The organism is Treponema pedis (assembly GCF_017161325.1).
In the GTDB taxonomy this organism is placed as follows: Bacteria; Spirochaetota; Spirochaetia; order Treponematales; family Treponemataceae; genus Treponema_B; species Treponema_B pedis.
This window is the reverse complement of sequence record NZ_CP045670.1, coordinates 1152874-1171442: the sequence shown is the minus strand read 5'-3', so window position 1 is coordinate 1171442 and position 18569 is coordinate 1152874. Positions and strand designations below refer to the sequence as shown.

Below are 18569 nucleotides of genomic sequence, written 5' to 3'. Positions count from 1 at the left end.
AAAATCCCTTTATATTGTGCCGATAATAAAAAAGGAGGTTAAAATTAAGCTCCTAAGATAGCGTCGCTTAATTTTAACTGCCGAGTTTGTCTTTCGGCAAACATCGTATATTATATGCCGTTTCTCACTCCGTTGTAAAACGGCGGAAATTCATCAATGCTCGATTTTTGATAAAATCTGCGCTTGATGAATTTATAGGGAGGTTAAAATTAAGCTCCTAAGATAGCGTCGCTTAATTTTAACTGCGAGTTCGCCTTTCGGCAAACGTCGTGTATTATATGCCGTTTTTCAGCTGTGCTTGCAAAACGATGGAAATTCATCAATGCTCGATTTTTGATAAAATCTGCGCTTGTTTATTTTATAGGGAGGTTAAAATTAAGCTCCTAAGATAGCGTCGCTTAATTTTAACTGCGAGTTTGCCTTTCGGCAAACATCGTGTATTATATGCCGTTTTTCACTCCGTTGCAAAACGGCGGAAAATAAACAATGCTCGAAAATTGATATTTTCTGCGCTTGTTTATTTTATAGGGAGGTTAAAATTAAGCTCCTAAGATAGCGTCGCTTAATTTTAACTGCGAGTTCGCCTTTCGGCAAACGTCGGGATTGTATGCCGTTTTTCAGCTGCTCTTGCAAAACGGCGGAAATTCATCAATGCTCGATTTTTGATAAAATCTGCGCTTGATGAATTTATAGGGAGAATATCATGTTAGGAAGAAAACATTCCGAAAAAGAAACCAAAACGGGAAGTATTACGTTTTATTCTAAAGAACAAATCGAATGTCCCGTATGCCATACAAAATTTAAACGGGAAGAACTTCATTCAGGCGGGGGAAGATTGATTGCCGGAGATTTAACCGATGAGCTTAGGCGTTTATACGAACCTTCCGCAAAGTACGGCGAAGTATATCCGGCAATTTATAATCTTACGGTTTGTCCTAAATGCCTTTTTACAGCCTTTCCTCAAGACTTTAATATTCCTTCAAAACCGGTAATTGAAAAACTGTTTGATGAAATGGAAGCCCGCTATACTTCAATAAAGAGGCTTTTTCATAATGTGGATTTTTCCAAGTCCAGAGGTTTAAATGAGGGAGCCGCTTCATACTATTTGGCAATTTTGTGTTACGAACTTTTTGAAGAAAAATTTTCGCCCACAATAAAGCAGGCAATTTCTTCAATAAGAGCCGCTTGGCTTTTTGACGATTTGGGGAAAAAATACCCTGAAGAAAATTATAAATATGTTTCCGATGTGTTTTACCGGAAAGCGACTTTTTTATACAGACGAGCCTTGGAGCTTGAAAGCGGCGGAAAAGAAATTATTGCAGGTTTAAAATCTTTCGGTCCCGATGTTGATAAAAATTACGGTTATGACGGTATTATTTATCTTTCTGCCTTACTTGAGTATAAGTACGGTCAAAAAACCGATATGGAAGCAAGATTAAAGCGTATGGAGTATCAAAAATTTGCTTTAGCAAAAATGTTCGGGCTTGGAAAATCGAGTAAATCAAAACCCGGTCCTCTTTTAGAGGCTGCACGAGACCTTTATGACGCTTTAAAAGTAGAATTAAAAGAAACGGACGAAGAATAATGAAGTCCGAAGATTTGCGTAATATTCTTTTAACCGTTTCTTATGACGGCTCCGATTTTTGCGGTTGGCAAAAACAGACAAAGAACGGGAATGAAACCTATCGAACGATACAGGGCGAATTGGAAAAAGCTCTTTTTAAAATCCATAAACGAAATATAGAAACAATAGGCTCCGGCAGAACGGATTCCGGGGTACATGCCGTAGGGCAAGCCGTAAATTTTTTTACCGATATAAAAAGTATGCAGGCTGAAAATTTTATTCCCGCATTAAATTCGATTTTGCCGAAAGATATACGCATTGTAAATGCGGCGGAAGTTTCTCCGGATTTACACGCACGCTTTAATTCCCTATCGCGTACTTACCGCTATTTTATAAAATGCGGCAAAACCGTTTTTGCGCATGAAAGCCCCTATTGTCTTCATATAAGACGATATCCCGACCTTGAGGTTTTAAACGAAATGGCTTCTTGTCTTTCAGGCGAAATGGATTTTACCGCATTTTCCGCAGCCGGAGACCAAAGTGTAAGTAAACACAGATTTATAAAAAACTCAATCTTTTTTATCGAAAACGGTTTTTTGATTTTTGAAATTTGTGCAAACGCTTTTTTATGGAAAATGGTAAGAGCAATTACCGGAACAATTTTGCGGCTTGAAGAAAAAGGTTTTTCAAAAAATGAATTTAAAAAAATACTCTCCGATAAAAACCGCATAGAGGCAGGTCCTACGGCTCCGCCGCACGGTTTATTTTTTTGGAAAGCTGAATATCCTGAAAGACTTCTGCAAAAAAACCGAATATCTTTCAGTTCTCTTTAAATCTGTCATATTGCCTTAAAACATTACCGATTAAAAATAAAACAATTGTATATGAAAACACCGAAAAGAAAATCCCCATAGATAAAAACATATTATATAAGCCGTGTAAAATCCAAACGGAAAAAAAAGGTAAAATCGTTTTTTTAAATTTGCGGCTCATACTTATTTGCAAATAATAAATGCCGAATGCCGCATGTAAAAAATTTGAGGTAAAAAGACGTGCCCAAATAAATTTTCCCTCGCGGACAGTATATGCCAGAGTTTCAAAGGAGGCAAAAACAAGTCCGTAAAGGATTGAAAGAAATAAAAGAATTCGTATTTGCTCGCGCATTTCTCCCGGAAGATTTTCGTCCACCTTAGTAATCTTATCCGACCACAAAAATTTTACAAAGGCATAAAAAATAACGGTTTTTGTAAATTCTTCAATCAGAGCTGCGGCTGCAAAACTCTCGAAAAGAATAATTTTTATATAATCCGCTTTCCGCAGAAAATCGAAAAAGAAAAACTCTACAGCGGTTTGAATTAAAATAGATATGAGTACAGCTGAAAATGAAAATAAAAAAATATATAATAACGGCTTTATCGACAAGTTTTCTTTTTTCGTAATTATCCATGCAAAAATAAGAGCCGAAGTAAAAGAAAACAACATAACGGCTATAATTTTCATATTATTTATAATATAATGAATAAAAATTAAAATCAAGTGGAGAAAACAAATGCTTTTTATAGTCGGAATGAGCCGTGCAGGCAAAACCGAAACGGGAAAAACTCTTGCAAAAAAATGCGGCGCATTTTTTTTCGATACGGATGCAGAGCTTGAAAAAAAATACGGACTTAAAATAAGCGATATTTATAAGAATTTAGGTGAAAAAAAATTCCGTATAGCCGAGTTCGATATTTTAAAAGAAATAAGCATACACTGCGCCGACAAAAGTTCGGTTATATGCACGGGCGGCGGCATTGCAGAAAATTCCGATGCCGTAGAGTTTTTAAAAAATTCCAAGAGAACCGTTTTACTTGATACGGATATTGAAATAATTTTCGAGCGTATAAAAAAAGAAGTTTCCTCGGGGAAAGGTTATCCCAAATTTCTGGGGGAAAATCCGACGGAAGAAAAAGCAAAAAATATTCTTTATTCCATTTACAATAAAAGAATAAAAATATATAAAAATATATCGGAACTTATCTTTAAGTCCTCCGACTCTTTACTTTCTTCCGTTTTTTTATTAAATTCTTTTATATGAATATGGATAAATACACCGTTAAAGCAAGCGAAGCCGTGCAGGAAGCTTCGTCCCTTGCTCAGCGGGACGACCACAGTCAAATTGAAAGCGAACATCTTTTGTATGTTCTTTTGGAACAGGAAGACGGAATTGTTCCGCCGATTGTAGAAAAGATAGGCGTTCAGCCTGATTCTATTTTAGATGAACTTGATAAAATCCTCGATAAAAAGCCCCGAGTTACTGGACAGTCGGCACAAACTTATATGTCGCCGCTTTTGGCAAAAGTGTTTGCCCATGCGGAAGGATATGCCGATAAACTGAAAGACGATTACGTTTCTACAGAGCATTTTCTTTTAGCTTTAACCGAAGCGCAAGATTCTGCGGGAAATCTTTTACGCTCGCGCGGAATAAATTTTAAAGCGGTTCTTTCCGCATTAAAAGAAATACGCGGTAATAACCGTGTTACAACCGATAATCCCGAATCCACATTTCAAAGTTTGGAAAAATTTTGCCGCGATTTAACACAGCTTGCACGTCAGGAAAAAATAGACCCCGTTATAGGCCGCGATGAAGAAATAAGACGTGTTATGCAAGTGCTTTCACGCCGAACGAAAAACAATCCGGTTTTAATAGGAGAGCCGGGTGTAGGAAAAACCGCAATAGTTGAAGGCTTGGCGCGGAGAATTGTTTCAGGCGATGTTCCCGACAGCTTAAAAGGAAAGCGCCTTTTATCGCTTGACTTGGGAGCCTTGGTTGCGGGGGCTAAATTCCGCGGCGAATTTGAAGAGCGGCTTAAGGCTGTAATTTCCGAAGTGCAAAAATCGGAAGGCAAGGTTATTTTATTTATAGATGAGCTTCATACTCTGGTAGGAGCCGGTGCGAGTGAAGGGTCTATGGACGCTTCAAATCTTTTAAAACCCGCCTTAGCACGGGGAGAACTTCGAGCAATCGGTGCTACTACTCTCAACGAATACCGTAAATATATAGAAAAAGATGCCGCTCTTGAGCGCCGTTTTCAGCAAGTGTATTGCCCGGAACCGACAGTGGAAGATACGATTGCAATATTGCGCGGTTTACAGGAAAAATATGAAGTGCATCATGGCGTAAGAATTCGCGATGAAGCATTGATTGCAGCCGCCGTTCTTTCCGACCGCTACATAACAAGCCGCTTTTTGCCGGATAAGGCAATAGACTTGGTTGATGAAGCCGCAAGCCGTCTTAAAATGGAAATTGAAAGTCAGCCCGTAGAGCTTGACCAGGTCGAACGGAAAATTTTGCAATTAAACATAGAAAAAGTTTCTATCGGTAAAGAATCCGATGCGGCTTCAAAAGAAAGGCTTAAAAAAGTGGAAGAAGAACTCGCAGAGCTAAGCGAAAAACGGAATGCTATGCAGGCTCAGTGGCAAAATGAAAAATCCCGCATAGACGAATCCCGTGAATATAAAAAAGAATTGGAGCAGCTTAGAAATGAAGAAACTCGCTACAGCCGCGAAGGAAATTTAAATAAGGCTGCCGAATTAAAATACGGAAAAATCCCGGAACTTGAAAAAAAGATTGCGGCGGTTACCGCCGAACTTGAAAAAAAAGCGGGTTCCGCAGGGCAGCTTTTGCGCGAAGAAGTTTGCGAAGAAGATATAGCTAAAATAGTTTCAATGTGGACGGGGATTCCGGTTGCAAAAATGATGGCAAGCGAAATGCAAAAATACTTGGATTTGGAAAAGGTTTTACAACAGCGAGTTGTCGGACAAGATGAAGCCGTACGGGTTACTGCGGACGCAATCCGCAGAAACAAGGCGGGACTTTCCGATATGAACCGTCCTTTGGGAAGTTTTTTGTGCATAGGCCCTACAGGTGTCGGTAAAACCGAACTTGCCCGTACGCTTGCGGATTTTTTATTTAACGATGAAAAAGCCTTGACAAGAATCGATATGAGCGAATATATGGAAAAACATTCCGTAAGCCGCTTAATCGGAGCTCCTCCGGGATATGTCGGTTATGATGAGGGCGGTCAGCTTACCGAAGCCGTCCGCCGCCGTCCTTACAGCGTAGTCTTATTCGACGAAATCGAAAAAGCACATCAGGATGTGTTTAATGTATTTTTACAGATTTTAGATGACGGAAGACTTACGGACGGACAGGGCAGAATAATAGATTTTAAAAATACGATTATAATTATGACGAGCAATATCGGTTCGGAATTTATTCTCGGTGCAAAAGATATGAAGAGTATAAAACCGCAAATTACCGAAATTTTGCGCGCTAACTTTAAACCCGAATTTTTAAACCGTATTGATGAAATTATTACATTTAACCGGCTCGAAAAAGAACATATACGTAAGATTGTCGAAATCCAGCTCGCTTCCGTTGCGGAGCGTCTTCAAGCCCGCCGCTTGAATTTAAAAGTTTCGGACGCCGCAAAGGATTTACTTGCCGACATAGGCTTTGACCCGATGTTCGGGGCAAGACCTTTAAAAAGAGCAATTCAAGCAGAACTTGAAAATAAACTTGCACGTGAAGTGCTTGAAGGTAAATTCCCGGAAGGCTCTACTATCTTTGTCGATAAGGGAGAAGCGGGATTAACTTTTAAAAAAGGGTAACGGTTGCCGTTTTATTTTTAAACGATTTAAGTTAATATAAAAAATATCGGGCGTCATTATTTATGCCCGATATTTTTAAATCTTTCTCTTGCCAATTACACATACTTAGTGTATAATTAAAGTATGAAAAACTTAACTACACCGAAACGTTCCGAAATTGCTGCCTGCGATAAATGGAACATTGAATTGCTTTTTAAAAATGATGAAGAATGGGAAGCCGCTCTCGCTTCCATTCCCGCCGGAGGAAAAGAAATCTTAAAATACAAAGAAGCTTTTTCAAAACCCGAAACCATTGATGCGGCAACCTTACTTGCCTGCTTAAAAGCTTCTACAAATGTTGACCGTATTGCGGAAAAGGTCGGCAATTATGCATTTTTGATGAAATCTTCAAATGAGGGAGATGCGGAAAATATTCAGCGTATGGGAAAATATATGATGACGGTTACCGAACTTTCCGCCGCAACAAGCTGGTTAATGCCCGCCATTATGGAAATCCCTGAAGAAAAAATCCGCTCTTGGATTGACCCCGAAGGCCCTACGGGAAAAGATTTTGCCGATTTTAAAGTATCTCTTGAAAAAACTCTTCACTTAAAACCTCATACTCTTTCCGACAAAGAAGAAAAGATTTTAAGCCTTTTACGTGAGCCTCACGGAACACCCAGCCAAACTTATTCGGTTTTAACCAATGTCGATTTGGATTTCGGTAAAATTGAAACCGAAGAGGGAGAGATTCAACTTACCCAATCTTCATATTCGAAATTGATGTTAAACCCTAACCGCTCTTTGCGCGAAAAAGCGTATAAGCAGCTTTACGGAGTTTACAATAACCATAAAAATACTATTGCAAGTTTATATACGGGACAGGTTCAACAAAATGTTGCTCTTTCAAAAATACGCGGATACAATTCCGCACGCGAACGTGCGCTTTATCCCGATAAGGTACCCGTTTCGGTTTACGATAATTTAATCGATACCGTACATAAGAATTTGGCACCTCTTTATAAATTTTACGGGCTTATAAAAAAGAATTTAAACGTAAAAGAACTGAGGCATTACGATGTGTATATTCCGCTTGTAAGCGAAGTAAAAAAAATTACACCTTATAATGAAGCTGTAGATATTATTACGGAAGCTCTTCAACCTCTGGGAGAGGAGTATGTAAAAACAATCCGCAACGGACTTTTAAACGGTTGGGTCGATAAGTACGAAAATGAAGGAAAACGCTCCGGGGCTTTTTCTGCCGGCGGGTATGACGGTGACCCATACATTCTTATGAACTATAAGGAAGATGTTATACGTGATGTGTTTACCCTTATCCACGAAGGCGGGCACTCAATGCACTCATGGTATTCTACACACAACAATCCATATCCCTGCTATCACTATACCATTTTTGAAGCTGAAGTTGCCTCCACATTTAACGAAGAGCTTTTATTCAGGTATATGCTTAAAACCGCCTCCGACCCGAAAATGAAAGCCTACCTTTTAAGTGTAAGGGCGTCCGATGTGCTTGCAACTCTTTACCGCCAAACTATGTTTGCCGAATACGAAAAGATAACTCACGCTCTCGTTGAAAGCGGAACTCCTCTTACGGTGGACAATTTGAGAAGCGAGTACAAAAAACTTTTGACAACTTATTTCGGTCCCGAAATGGTGTTTGAAGATGTAAGCGATTTGGAAGGTTTACGTATTCCTCACTTTTATAGAGCGTTTTATGTTTATAAATATTCTACCGGTATTTCAGCCTCTATGGCTCTTGCGGAACGGGTTTGTTCGGGCGGCAGTTCCGAGCGTGAAGATTATTTTAAATTCTTAAAATCGGGCGGTTCCCGCTACCCGATTGAATCGCTTAGGGTTGCGGGAGTGGATATGTCAAGCCCCGAACCCGTACAGGCCGCCTGCGATAACTTTGCAAAAATCGTAGACGAACTTGAAAAAGTTTTGGAAGAACTGAAAAAATAGCTTTTATCCCTTGAGTCTCTGTAAGTATGAAAAACGGCATACAATCACGACGTTTGCCGAAAGGCAAACCCGCAGTTAAAATAACGGACTCAAGAGGTTCAAGGGGATTTCTTTTTAAAACATAAATATCAATTTAAAATAAACGTGTATGGGCGGTTCGACAGGTTAAACTTTCTTTAAAAATTCCGCAGCGTGTCTGTTTTGAGGATATTTTTCCGCAATGTACTGGAAAATCCGTATCGCATCTTCTTTATTTTTTAAACGCATTTGCAAAATACCTTCAATTAAAAACGTATCCGCATTTATTCCGAAGGTTTTACGGGCTGTTTTCAGCAGCTCCAGAGCTGTTTTTGTCTGTTTCATTTTATCGAGACAAAATACCAGATTATGCAATAAAATCCGCTCTTCAGGTTTTGCCAATAGCATTTTTCTATATAAAATTGCCGCTTTTTGATATTGTCCCGCTTTCCGTCTGAATAATGCAAGTTCCGGGTCGAAGTTTACTCCTTCAGTTTGTCCCGTCAGAATTTCAAGCTGGTTTGCAGCTTCTTCCCATTTTTCACCCTTCTCTAAAAATTGAATAAAGTCGCGGCGAAGGTATATGTTGCCGCTGTAGTTTTTTAGGCAGCTTGTATATTGGCTGTGAGCTTCTTTTTCCATATCCAGAGCTTCAAAACATGCGATTTTTCCGATAGCGGCTTCTTCGTCATTGGGATTTAATTGCAAGGCTTTTTCGTACCATTTGACGGCAAGTTCAGGCATATCCAGTTTAACATATGAACACCCCATTGCGTTAAAGATTGCACAATCCGCCCTTCCGTTTTGAATTAAGCTTTGAAGGTGGGGCAAAACTTCTTCGGGAGGGTTGTCGATATGGGCTGCGGTAATTATTTTGTAATAGTAGATTTCATTTTCGTCGCATACATTTGCGGCTTCGGCCCTTAAAATTGCACTGCTTAATTCTTCCCATCTGAAGGATTCTTGCAGAGAAAGCAGTATACCGTAATGAGGATACGGGCTTTGCGGGTCATGCTCTATTGCGCATTTATAATGGTTTAATGCGGTGTTTATATTGCCCATTAAGCGTTGAGCTTCGGCTGCCAACAGTCTTATTTCGATGTCGCTTCCGAAGGTTCGTATATAAATTCTTGCGGCCGTTGCCGCCCGTGAATAATTGCCGGATTCAAGGTGTTTTTTAACGGCGCCAAGAGCAAAGAATTGTCCCGAAATTCCGTCATCAGGTATTTGAATGCCTAAACCCGCCAAATCCTCGCATGCACCTGCCGCATCGCCCAGCTCCATTTTAATCATTGCGGTGTACCATTTAAGAGAGGCATCTTCCGGAGCGAATTTACAGGCGGCTTCGTATTGTAAGAGAGCTTCGGATAAGAGACCTTGCATTTTTAATGAGTGGGCAAGATATAATCTCGGAAGAACACCGTCCATTTTGTTGTTTATTACAAAAGTGAACATTTGGGAGGCCATATCAAGACTTCCGTTTCTAAGTTCGTTCACGGCTTCTATAAAAAGCGAGTTTAAGTACCCGTTGTTCAATTTTATATTGCCGGGGTCATACTTTAGGGCTTGTTCAAAAACCTGACGGGCAAGACGGGCTTTTTTTCCTTTTAAATATGCAAGACCGAGCATTGCGCGTGTTTCAAGAATTGAGGGGTTTATTTTAAGGCTTTTTTCCAAACAGTATGCGGCTTTGTCGAATTGCTCCGCCAGAATATAGTTTCTTCCTAAGAAAAACCAGCCGGTACCGTCGTTTCCGCAGCGTTTTATATAGGCTCGTCCGTAAGCAATTGCCCGCGTAAAGTTTTTTTCGGCAGCCCAGCTGCGTGAAAGGTATAAGTATATTTCAGGATTGCCGTTTTTTTCAGCGGCAAAGGGCGAAGAAGTTTCGGCTAAGCCCTGTGCGGCTAAATTTTCCAATATTTTAATGGAAGTCTTATAATCTCTTTTTTTTCCCGCTTCTACAGCTTCGGCAATTAAGGTATGTACGGACTTAGCCATTTATTTTATTTTTAGGAAAAATTATTTTTTCCCCGCTTGAACCAGGGTTACGGCAGAGGTTGTTATAATATCGTCAACCGAGCAGCCGCGCGATAAATCCGAAATCGGCTTTGCAAATCCTTGAAGGAAGGGGCCCAGAGCTTCCGCGCCGGCAATTCTTTGTACGAGTTTATACCCGATGTTGCCTGCGCCCAAATCGGGGAAGATTAGGGTGTTTGCCATTCCTTTTACGGGAGAATCGGGAGCTTTTTTTTGCATTACCGAAGGCACGATTGCGCAATCCAATTGGATTTCTCCGTCAAAAATAAAATCGGGTTTGCGTTCTTTAAGTATTTTTACCGCTTCGCGTACCCGTAAAATGTTTTCGTCTTTGTCGCCGCCTGAACCCTTGGTGGAAAACGAGAGCATTGCTACTATAGGTTCCGCACCGGTAAAGGTTTTACAGCTTTGAGCAGCGGAGCAGGCTATGTCGGCAAGCTGTTCGGAAGAGGGGCTGGGAATTACGGCACAGTCCGAAAAGATAAATACTCCGTTTGCACCTAAATTGGGATTTTTAGTATCCATTAAGAAGCAGGAAGATGCGGTTTTCATTCCGGCTTGAGTGCCTATAACCTTCAATCCGGCGCGCAAAACATCGGCGGTTGTGTTAAAAGCTCCGGCTACCATAGCGTCCGCCTTATTTTGAACAAGCATCATAGCCGCAAAACCCAATGCGGAGCTCATTTCCGTTTTGGCTTGCTCTTCGGTCATACCCTTAGCCTTACGCTTTTCATAATAAGCGGCGCTAAAAGAATCAAGCCATTCCGATTTTACCGGCTCAATGACGGTAATTCCGTCAAGTTTAACCCCCGCTTTTCCGGCGGCGGCGACGATTTCTCTGTCGTTACCGATTAAAAAAAGCTCCGAAACCAGTTTTTCGTCTACAATGGCGCGGGCGGCTTTTAAAGTCCTTTCTTCCGTTCCTTCAGGCAAAACAAGGCGGTTGCCGTATTCTTTTGCCTTTTGTTTCATATTTTGTACAAAACTCATATATTTACTCCTTAATTTCGGTTAAAATTTATCTATTTCGTGTAAGAGCTATTACTGATGTAACTATACTGAGTACCGTTGCAATTATTGATACGACGGGAGCATACCTGCTGAAATTATAAACAAAAGAGTTTGATTTTGCAGTTATTACGGTATCCGGTAAAATATCATCGGTTTTTTTCATTTTTTTGCCTGAAGCGTCGGTTATAACTACTGCCGAACCTACGTTTCTTGTAACGTCAAATCCTCCAGCCAAGGATACGTAATACTCAAAAGACTTTCCCGGCGAGTAAGGATATGAGCCCGGTTTTACTACGGCTCCGGCCACTATTACAACTTGTTGTAAAAACGGAACTACAATTCTGTCTTCATGCTCTAAAAGAATTTTTTCGCTATATTCCGTGTCGTAAAAAATACGGTTAAAATTTTCATATATTTTTTGACCCTTACGCATTAAATATGCGTTTTTCGTATCCGACATAGAGGAAAAAAGAGTCCGCCTTTCTCTTATTACGGAAACTAAATCATCTCCCATAGTGAACTGAACGGGAACAACCTTTTCGGCCGAATTTAAGGAGCCTTCAAAATAGACAAGGCCTTTTAATGAGGCGGAATTTTCAACATAAACCGAATCGTAATTTTTAAGCTCAAAAGATGCCCATTCTTCTTCTTTTTCCAAAGTTACCGATTGTCCTAACGGAAATTCGGTGCTTTTGGAATTGTGTTTAACGGTTACCTTATTTTCGTTGGCAAATTCGACAAGTCCTCCGCCGTAAATTTCGATAAGCTCTTTTAAGTCCTCACCGTCCAAAAGCTGGTATTTTCCAGGTCTTTCTATGCCTCCGTCTATAGTAACGGAGCGTTTTACTCTGTTTACTATAACAGTATCTCCGGGACGTAAAAACGGGTCTTGCGAAAAGTCCCCGTATCGTTTTGCTTTAAAAAGATCATATTTTTTTTTCGTACCTGTAACGGAAAGAATTTCAATATCCCGAATGGACGAATAATCCGTAACGCCCGATTTAATTACATTAGATAAACGTACCAATCCCGTTACGCTTGCTTCAAAGGCCGTTTTTACTTCACCTCTTACCGCAACCGTAAAAGCTCCCAGCGATACCATAATAAATTGTACGCCGCTCATAGGATAATTTTTAACTATTATGTTTTCAATTTGCCTTTTAAGCTGTAAAAAGGTTAATCCTCGGGCATTTATAATCGTTAAATTTGCAACGCGTACGTTATAAGAAGCGTCCACCACTATTTTATAGGTTACGGCTTTTGCTCCTGCAAGGTATCCGAGCTCGTAAACGTCTCCTATGGTTACGAGATAGTTGGGATTGGACATAGCTTCAATAGCTGAATGCTGAGAAGGCGATGTAGATAAGTTAACGGCTTCTTCACCGTTTAAATTTAATACAACAGCACTTATGATTAAAAATGCGGATATAAATTTCAATTTTTTCATTTTTTCGTTCCTTTTAATTTTGCCAATGCTTCCGGGTCGTTTTTTATATTTTTTACCGCATTTAATACAAAGGCCATAAAAAGAGATAAAAGAAAGGCTGTAAAAGTTACGATAATGCAAAGCATTCCCCTGCTCGGTTTGGACTTAGATTCCGGAACTTCAGGGTATTCTATAACTTGTAAAACCGGGTGTTCGCTGCTTACTTTTATTTTAAGAATTTCGAATTTTATTTTTAACTGACTGTATATATTTTTTTGAGTTTCAAGTTCCATTCTTAAGTGTTCCGATTCGGTGGCTATTTCGGAAATATTCGCACTGTAATTATAAGCGGTCCTTTCTTCAAGTTGTTGAATTTTAAGCTTTATTGTTTTTATATCATTTAAACATGTCGCAATGGCGGCTTCAACATTTTCTTTTTCGAGTTTATCGGGGTCCAATCCCAATTCCATAAATTTATTGTCGTAATATTTTACGCAAAAAGAAGTTACGTTTTTTGCAAATTCTGGGTCGATATCTTCATAAGATATGGCAAATACCCCGGTTTTCTCGTCTAAAGCCGCTTTTAAATTTCTCGATATAATTTTTCTTGCATTTGTTTTAGGATTTTTTTCTATTTTATACTTTTCAATAATATTGAATTCTTCAGTTATCGCATCCAAGAGGGAATTAGTAGTAGCTAAAAAAGCCGCCAGTTTACTGTAAGAAGGTCCCGATGCTCCTCCGAACCCCATAAGAGATGCTATATCACCCAAACCGCTTGACTCCAGTTTTGACGATAAGCCTCCTGCCGAGGAGGCGGAGGGCGTTTTTATAAGCATCAGAGCCGTGGACTTATATACATTAGGCAAAAACGATTTTTCAGGAGGAAGCATTAATGAAATAACCGAATATATTAAGATAAAAACGGCCGCACAAACAGTCGTAAGAATAATCATTTTTTTGTATTTAAATACAACTACAAATAAGTCAAGCAAACTTATTTCATCATTTTTTTCTTGGAATTGAGCACTCATATTTCTTTATACTATCATTTTTTTCTCTTTGTGTCCAGATATGAATTTTTAAACGTATTTTAAGAGCCTGAGCCGGAAAAGTTACGTTAAATTTAAAGTATGCCGAGGTTAAATAGAGAAGGTCTTATTTTAATAGCAGAATACAGCCTCTTACAAAAAATTTATGATTATATATGCTTAAACGGATTTACCGTACAATATGCGGTTTTTGAAAAATTAAAACACCTCCTAAAACAATAAACCGAATAGCATTTTTTTTCGTTTTATGATATACTAATACTTTAAGGATATTGATACGACATATACAATTTTAAAAAATACCGCTTTTAACGGTATATATAAGGTATATGATATAAAAACCGTTCGGTAAAATTTCGGAGGGAAATATGAATAAACGCATTTTTATTAAACTTATCTTATGTTTTGTAATAACGGCACTTACAGCACAAAATCATTATTTTAATGTAGGAGATGTCATATCGGGAATTAAAAAAAGTCCCCCTAAACATACAATAAAAATAGCGAAAATCTTTGATATGCCTGAGGGGACTTTAGAAGTAAAAAGCTATCAGGAAACACCTTCCGAAAAAGATACAAATTTTTTATTTGCAGGCGGACAGCTCATAGGAGTTAGCCGATACGAAAAAGGTCAAGAACTTTTCTTTTTAGATATGAACGGAGACGGCACAATACAAATCATATCGCACAGTCCTGTTATCCCTTTGTGGGTTTTATCCCTTTCAAACCATACAAAAAAAAGTGAAAAAAATAACGTTGATAAAATTTTAAATAGTTTTTACGATATTTTTAACGGCAACGATAATCCTTACGAAAGCGGTAAACTAAATAAACTTATAAAAGAAAATTTTGAACTTGCCGTAAATATCGATACCGAAAACAGAGACCTTATTTACGGTATATGCTTATATTACGGATATAACTCACAAAAAAATCACTATCTTAATTATACCAATGTGCAAAATGTACTTTTAGAATACCTTTACAGATTCAAACTTGAAACGGCTCATCCTCTCATATTTTTATGGGCATTGGAAGAGAATTTGGGAATAAAAAATAAAGAATATGTTATCGAACTGTTACCTACTCTTATAGACACATTTCCAGAATTCATTCCGTTTAAGGTATATTCATGGCAACTCGAAAATGACCCGAAATTAAAAGAACAAAAATATAAAGAGTTAAAAAAGAAGTATCCCAAGCATTGGATTGTAAAACAAATATAAAAAAGAACTTGTACTGCGCAGGCGGAAATTTATTTTTAAATTTCTTTGTTTCCTTCAAAGGGTACAAACCCTTCTATAGGCTGTACAAGCTCCGAGCCTTTTCCTTTTTTTGTAATACTTTCAATTCCGATATTTTTTTCTTCGGATATTATCTTTAAAATGTACGGTGTGCAAAACCCGCCGTGACATCTTCCCGAACCGGCCCTAACCCTTCTTTTAATTCCGTCAAGGGTAACGACGTTTAAAACATTATTTACAGCATCGCGAATTTCACCCTCACTGACTTCTTCGCAGCGACAAATAATTTTTCCGTACAGAGGATTTCTTTCTATCATTTTTTGCCGCTCTTCGGAAGAAAGACGGGCAACAGGTTTCGAGACGGAACGTATCGGGTTGAAATTTTTGTTTAAGTTCACTTTCATTTTCTTTTTTAAAATCGAAACGGAAATATTTACAATGTCTTCCGCAATTGCAGGAGCGGCGGCAAAACCCGGAGACTGAATCCCTGCCGCATGTACAAGATTCTCCACACGCTCCGAAGCTTCAACTATAAAATCTTCTTCCCAAGTACATGCTCGCACTCCGCTATAATACGTAATAATATCCGAAGCGGAAACTTTTTCATTTAAGTTTAAATGTTTTTTTATATCGCTAAATGCTTCGATATTTGTAGAAAAATCTTCACGGTTCATAACTTCAATTGCATTAGGCCCTATTAACAAATTCCCTTCTACGCAAGGCATAATGCCTCCGCCCTTTGAATGCCCTTTTTTTAATTTTAAAAGACTGGGCATTGCGGAGCTTGTTTTTTGCATACCGGCTAAACGTTTATCTAAAATTGCGTCCGTTCCCTTTCTTCCGTGAATTGAAAAAAATCGGTCTCCCGCAAAACCTGCAACCTTATCCGCCCATACGCCTGCGGCATTTATAACAAGAGCCGCGTCGAAAGTTCCTGAAGTAGTTACCACTTGCGAAATTAAATTACCGGTTTTCTTCATTCCGATAACAGCCGTATCAAAATAAAACTCAACTCCGTTTTGAGCCGCATTTTCCGCATAGCAAATTGTTACTTGCATAGGAGATGCCACTCCCGCAGAAGGCTGCCAAAAGCCTCCGTAATTTTTATCGGTCATATACGGGTCCGTTTTTTTTATTTGGGAGCGGGAGCGGTAACCGTAATCGCCGTCAACACCGTTTAATTTACATCTCAATTTCATAAGAGGAACAAGAGGAATTAAAAAAGGAGTGTAGAATAACAGAAAACTTCCGCAGCGGTTTATTTCAAAACCGAGTTCCTCCGACACCTTTGTATACATACGGTTCCCGCGTGTATTCAGCTTGCCTTTTTTCTTTTTAGGATTATCCGCAAAACCCGGATGAATCATTCCGTCGTTATGACTTGAAGCTTGCATTGCAACATCGCTTTCTTTTTCAATTACTGCAATTTTTAAATCAAAGCGTGAAAGCTCTCTTGCAATTGCACAGCCTATAACCCCGCCTCCTATTATAACAACGTCGAATTTTTTATCTTGCAAAAAATTCCCGCCGCTTAAAGGAAGGCTCATAGGCTCTTCGCCTTTTCCGTTTACGGTTAAATCGTTTACAACTCCCTTAAAGCCGAAACGGGCGGCGGCATACCCTGCAAGAGTTCTTTCCTCAATTGAAGAAACGTCTCCCGTTAAAACAACGGAATTAAAATCAATGGAAAGATTAACTTTTTTTTCAAGTCCGATTTTTTTTAATTTTGTTTTAAGACGTTTTAATTTTTTTTGAAAAAGTTTATCCATTTATCAAAATCCTTATAAATAATGCCGGGCCTGCGAATCCCATAAAGTTTTATATACGCCGTTCGTATCTTTTACAAGTTCTTCATGGGTCCCGTGTTGAACGATTTGCCCTTCATCGAAAACTATAATTTCATCGCAAAATTTACATGAAGAAAGACGATGTGAAATAAAAACGGAAGTTTTATCTTTTACCATTCCGTTAAAATTGGAATATATTTCCTGTTCGGTAACGGGGTCAAGGGCGGCGGTAGGTTCATCTAAAATTAAAAAAGGTCTATCTTGATAAAGAGCCCTCGCCAATAACAGTTTTTGAATTTCTCCTCCGGATAATTCCGCCGCATCGAAAAAAATATCTTTACAAAGGCGCGTGTCTTCTTTATCAGGTAACGAGCAAACCTTTTTTAAAAGACCTGCAAGTTCTAAACATTCTTTAACTTTGTTTTTATCGGCGCTTTCTTCAGCTTGTGCAACATTAACAAAAATAGGGGCAGGTAAAATTGAAAACTCTTGGAATACCGCGCTAAAACACTTATAATATTCACTGCGGGTAAAAGTTTTTATATCTTTTCCGTTAAATAAAACCCTGCCTTCATTAGGGTCGTAAAGCCCCGTAATAAGTTTTACCAATGTAGTTTTACCCGCGCCGTTTAATCCGACTATTGCAAGTTTTTCTTTCGGCTTAATCTTTAAATTAAAATTATCTAAAATGCAAGTACCGTTTTCCGAATAACGGAAGGTTATATTTTGAAGTTCGACTGTATTTTCTTTTAAAACGGGAAGCTCTTCACCCTTTGCAAATAAAAAATCTTCTTTATATTCAAGAAACTCCCGAAAACAGGAAATCTCCAATGACTGTTTATGCAAGGTTGAAACCGTATTTAATATTTCCATAATCCATTGAGTAAAAACCGTTACCGCCGTAAAGTATAAAATAAATTGCGGAATACTTAAGGCATTTTTTATTACTGAGGAAATAAGCCAATAATAAGCAAGGCCGTTTCTTAATGCGGTTAAAATAATATCTGAAAGGTCTGCAAAAAAATAACGTATTTCTCCTTTTAATTGGAAATACATATAAAGTTTAAGATGCTTAAGGTATAACTCTTTAAACCAATTTTGCATGCCGAACATACGTATATCTTTTGCGAACTCTTTACTTTTACTACACTCGGTAATATAATGAAGTTTTGTAATATGTTTTTCCTCTTCCGATTTATTTTTATACTTCCAAGTGTTTACCGCATTTGTTAATATAAAACTTATAACGGAAGTACAAAGTACCGCCGCAATTATTTTAAAATTTATTGAAGAAAGCAAAATAATATAAATTAAAAAACCTGATATATATTTTAAAAGACTTGACAGAGTATCCCAAATTGCTTCACAGGCTTCACTGTTGCTGTCCGTAGTTTGCATTGCCTTATTTTTATGATTGATAAAATCTTCTTTATATAAATTATTATAAGATGTTGTCATCGCTTTTTTACCGAGTAAAAAAACAAGGCGGCTTCTAATTTCCACCCTTCCGAAAAGAGAGTTTGTTTCGATATAGCCTAAAAAACCTTTACATAAAACAATACCGGAAGAAAATAAAACTATAGTTTTAAAAAGAGGCTGTACGCCGCCTCCATTTTGAATTAAAGTTAAAATTGACGGCAATAAAAATATACTTAAAACATTATCCGCAGCATAAAAAAAAGCTTCAAAAATAATTAGAAGGTAAACGCTTTTACAATAAAGATGAGCATTTTTAAGCATAAATAAAATATTGCTTAATATTCCGTATTTGATACTTTCCTGCCGTTTAACACTCATTTACGTCCCCCTTTAAAT

13 protein-coding genes are annotated in these 18569 nt (G+C 38.3%); 6 read left to right on the top strand and 7 right to left on the bottom strand.

Translation table 11 applies throughout. The features are described 5' to 3' along the window. The first annotated feature begins 703 nt into the window (after positions 1 to 703). Both DYQ05_RS05085 and truA read left to right on the top strand, forming a co-directional pair. Positions 704 to 1585 carry a DUF2225 domain-containing protein gene (locus DYQ05_RS05085; protein ID WP_024465231.1) on the top strand — a complete coding sequence of 294 codons (882 nt, stop codon included), beginning with the start codon at positions 704 to 706 and terminating at the stop codon, positions 1583 to 1585. Further along, positions 1585 to 2397, top strand: a complete 813-nt coding sequence (gene truA, locus DYQ05_RS05080) for a tRNA pseudouridine(38-40) synthase TruA (protein ID WP_429615463.1) — start codon at positions 1585 to 1587, stop codon at positions 2395 to 2397. Before DYQ05_RS05085 ends, truA begins: the two co-directional genes overlap by 1 nt. Here the strand turns inward: truA and DYQ05_RS05075 are convergent. Next, positions 2384 to 3064: a PrsW family intramembrane metalloprotease gene (locus DYQ05_RS05075; RefSeq protein ID WP_252723526.1), complete on the bottom strand. Its 681-nt coding sequence runs from the start codon at positions 3062 to 3064 to the stop codon at positions 2384 to 2386. The two genes, truA and DYQ05_RS05075, sit on opposite strands and share 14 nt — an antisense overlap. Before the next feature lie 49 nt (positions 3065 to 3113). Here DYQ05_RS05075 and DYQ05_RS05070 point away from each other — a divergent pair, with 49 nt between their 5' ends. The 3 genes from DYQ05_RS05070 to pepF all read left to right on the top strand — a co-directional run bounded on the left by DYQ05_RS05070 (position 3114) and on the right by pepF (position 8179). Further along, positions 3114 to 3641 carry a shikimate kinase gene (locus tag DYQ05_RS05070; protein WP_024466802.1) on the top strand — a complete coding sequence of 176 codons (528 nt, stop codon included), beginning with the start codon at positions 3114 to 3116 and terminating at the stop codon, positions 3639 to 3641. Next, positions 3638 to 6217: an ATP-dependent chaperone ClpB gene (gene clpB / locus DYQ05_RS05065; protein WP_020964869.1), complete on the top strand. Its 2580-nt coding sequence runs from the start codon at positions 3638 to 3640 to the stop codon at positions 6215 to 6217. The genes DYQ05_RS05070 and clpB overlap by 4 nt, the downstream gene beginning before the upstream one ends. A 123-nt stretch (positions 6218 to 6340) precedes the next feature. Beyond that, entirely contained in the window at positions 6341 to 8179 is a 1839-nt protein-coding gene (pepF, locus tag DYQ05_RS05060; RefSeq protein WP_024466800.1) for an oligoendopeptidase F, read from the top strand. A gap of 165 nt (positions 8180 to 8344) precedes the next feature. Here the strand turns inward: pepF and DYQ05_RS05055 are convergent, their stop codons facing one another. From DYQ05_RS05055 to DYQ05_RS05040, 4 genes are read right to left on the bottom strand one after another with little or no spacing between them, the layout of a single operon-like run. Then, positions 8345 to 10195, bottom strand: a complete 1851-nt coding sequence (locus tag DYQ05_RS05055; protein WP_020964867.1) for a tetratricopeptide repeat protein — start codon at positions 10193 to 10195, stop codon at positions 8345 to 8347. A gap of 21 nt (positions 10196 to 10216) precedes the next feature. Further along, positions 10217 to 11224 carry a phosphate acetyltransferase gene (pta, locus tag DYQ05_RS05050; protein WP_024468537.1) on the bottom strand — a complete coding sequence of 336 codons (1008 nt, stop codon included), beginning with the start codon at positions 11222 to 11224 and terminating at the stop codon, positions 10217 to 10219. 28 nt (positions 11225 to 11252) lie between these two features. Next, complete coding sequence (locus tag DYQ05_RS05045) at positions 11253 to 12692, bottom strand: polysaccharide biosynthesis/export family protein (RefSeq protein ID WP_206183966.1); 1440 nt, start codon at positions 12690 to 12692, stop codon at positions 11253 to 11255. Further along, the gene (locus DYQ05_RS05040; protein WP_206183965.1) at positions 12689 to 13705 is read right to left on the bottom strand and encodes a GumC domain-containing protein; all 1017 of its coding nucleotides are present in this window, start codon (positions 13703 to 13705) and stop codon (positions 12689 to 12691) included. The genes DYQ05_RS05045 and DYQ05_RS05040 overlap by 4 nt, the downstream gene beginning before the upstream one ends. A 386-nt stretch (positions 13706 to 14091) precedes the next feature. On the opposite strand from DYQ05_RS05040, the gene DYQ05_RS05035 reads away from it, so the two are divergent. Further along, complete coding sequence (locus tag DYQ05_RS05035; protein WP_206183964.1) at positions 14092 to 14949, top strand: hypothetical protein; 858 nt, start codon at positions 14092 to 14094, stop codon at positions 14947 to 14949. A 35-nt stretch (positions 14950 to 14984) separates the two neighbouring features. Here DYQ05_RS05035 and DYQ05_RS05030 read toward each other — a convergent pair whose 3' ends face one another. Together DYQ05_RS05030 and DYQ05_RS05025 are read right to left on the bottom strand one after the other, a co-directional pair. Further along, on the bottom strand, positions 14985 to 16736 hold the full coding sequence (locus DYQ05_RS05030; protein WP_206183963.1) for an NAD(P)/FAD-dependent oxidoreductase: 1752 nt from the start codon (positions 16734 to 16736) through the stop codon (positions 14985 to 14987). Between the two features lie 12 nt (positions 16737 to 16748). Beyond that, a complete protein-coding gene (locus DYQ05_RS05025) occupies positions 16749 to 18551 on the bottom strand; it encodes an ABC transporter ATP-binding protein (RefSeq protein ID WP_252723525.1) in 1803 nt (600 codons plus the stop codon). Positions 18552 to 18569 lie beyond the last annotated feature (18 nt).

Bases quoted from the DNA above. Each gene is read 5' to 3' on its own strand.
- pepF (WP_024466800.1), top strand. From the start codon at position 6,341: ATGAAAAACTTAACTACACCGAAACGTTCCGAAATTGCTGCCTGCGAT.
- pta (WP_024468537.1), bottom strand. From the start codon at position 11,224: ATGAGTTTTGTACAAAATATGAAACAAAAGGCAAAAGAATACGGCAAC.
- DYQ05_RS05070 (WP_024466802.1), top strand. From the start codon at position 3,114: ATGCTTTTTATAGTCGGAATGAGCCGTGCAGGCAAAACCGAAACGGGA.
- DYQ05_RS05045 (WP_206183966.1), bottom strand. From the start codon at position 12,692: ATGAAAAAATTGAAATTTATATCCGCATTTTTAATCATAAGTGCTGTT.
- clpB (WP_020964869.1), top strand. From the start codon at position 3,638: ATGAATATGGATAAATACACCGTTAAAGCAAGCGAAGCCGTGCAGGAA.
- DYQ05_RS05055 (WP_020964867.1), bottom strand. From the start codon at position 10,195: ATGGCTAAGTCCGTACATACCTTAATTGCCGAAGCTGTAGAAGCGGGA.
- DYQ05_RS05030 (WP_206183963.1), bottom strand. From the start codon at position 16,736: ATGGATAAACTTTTTCAAAAAAAATTAAAACGTCTTAAAACAAAATTA.
- DYQ05_RS05035 (WP_206183964.1), top strand. From the start codon at position 14,092: ATGAATAAACGCATTTTTATTAAACTTATCTTATGTTTTGTAATAACG.
- DYQ05_RS05075 (WP_252723526.1), bottom strand. From the start codon at position 3,064: ATGAAAATTATAGCCGTTATGTTGTTTTCTTTTACTTCGGCTCTTATT.
- truA (WP_429615463.1), top strand. From the start codon at position 1,585: ATGAAGTCCGAAGATTTGCGTAATATTCTTTTAACCGTTTCTTATGAC.
- DYQ05_RS05025 (WP_252723525.1), bottom strand. From the start codon at position 18,551: ATGAGTGTTAAACGGCAGGAAAGTATCAAATACGGAATATTAAGCAAT.
- DYQ05_RS05085 (WP_024465231.1), top strand. From the start codon at position 704: ATGTTAGGAAGAAAACATTCCGAAAAAGAAACCAAAACGGGAAGTATT.
- DYQ05_RS05040 (WP_206183965.1), bottom strand. From the start codon at position 13,705: ATGAGTGCTCAATTCCAAGAAAAAAATGATGAAATAAGTTTGCTTGAC.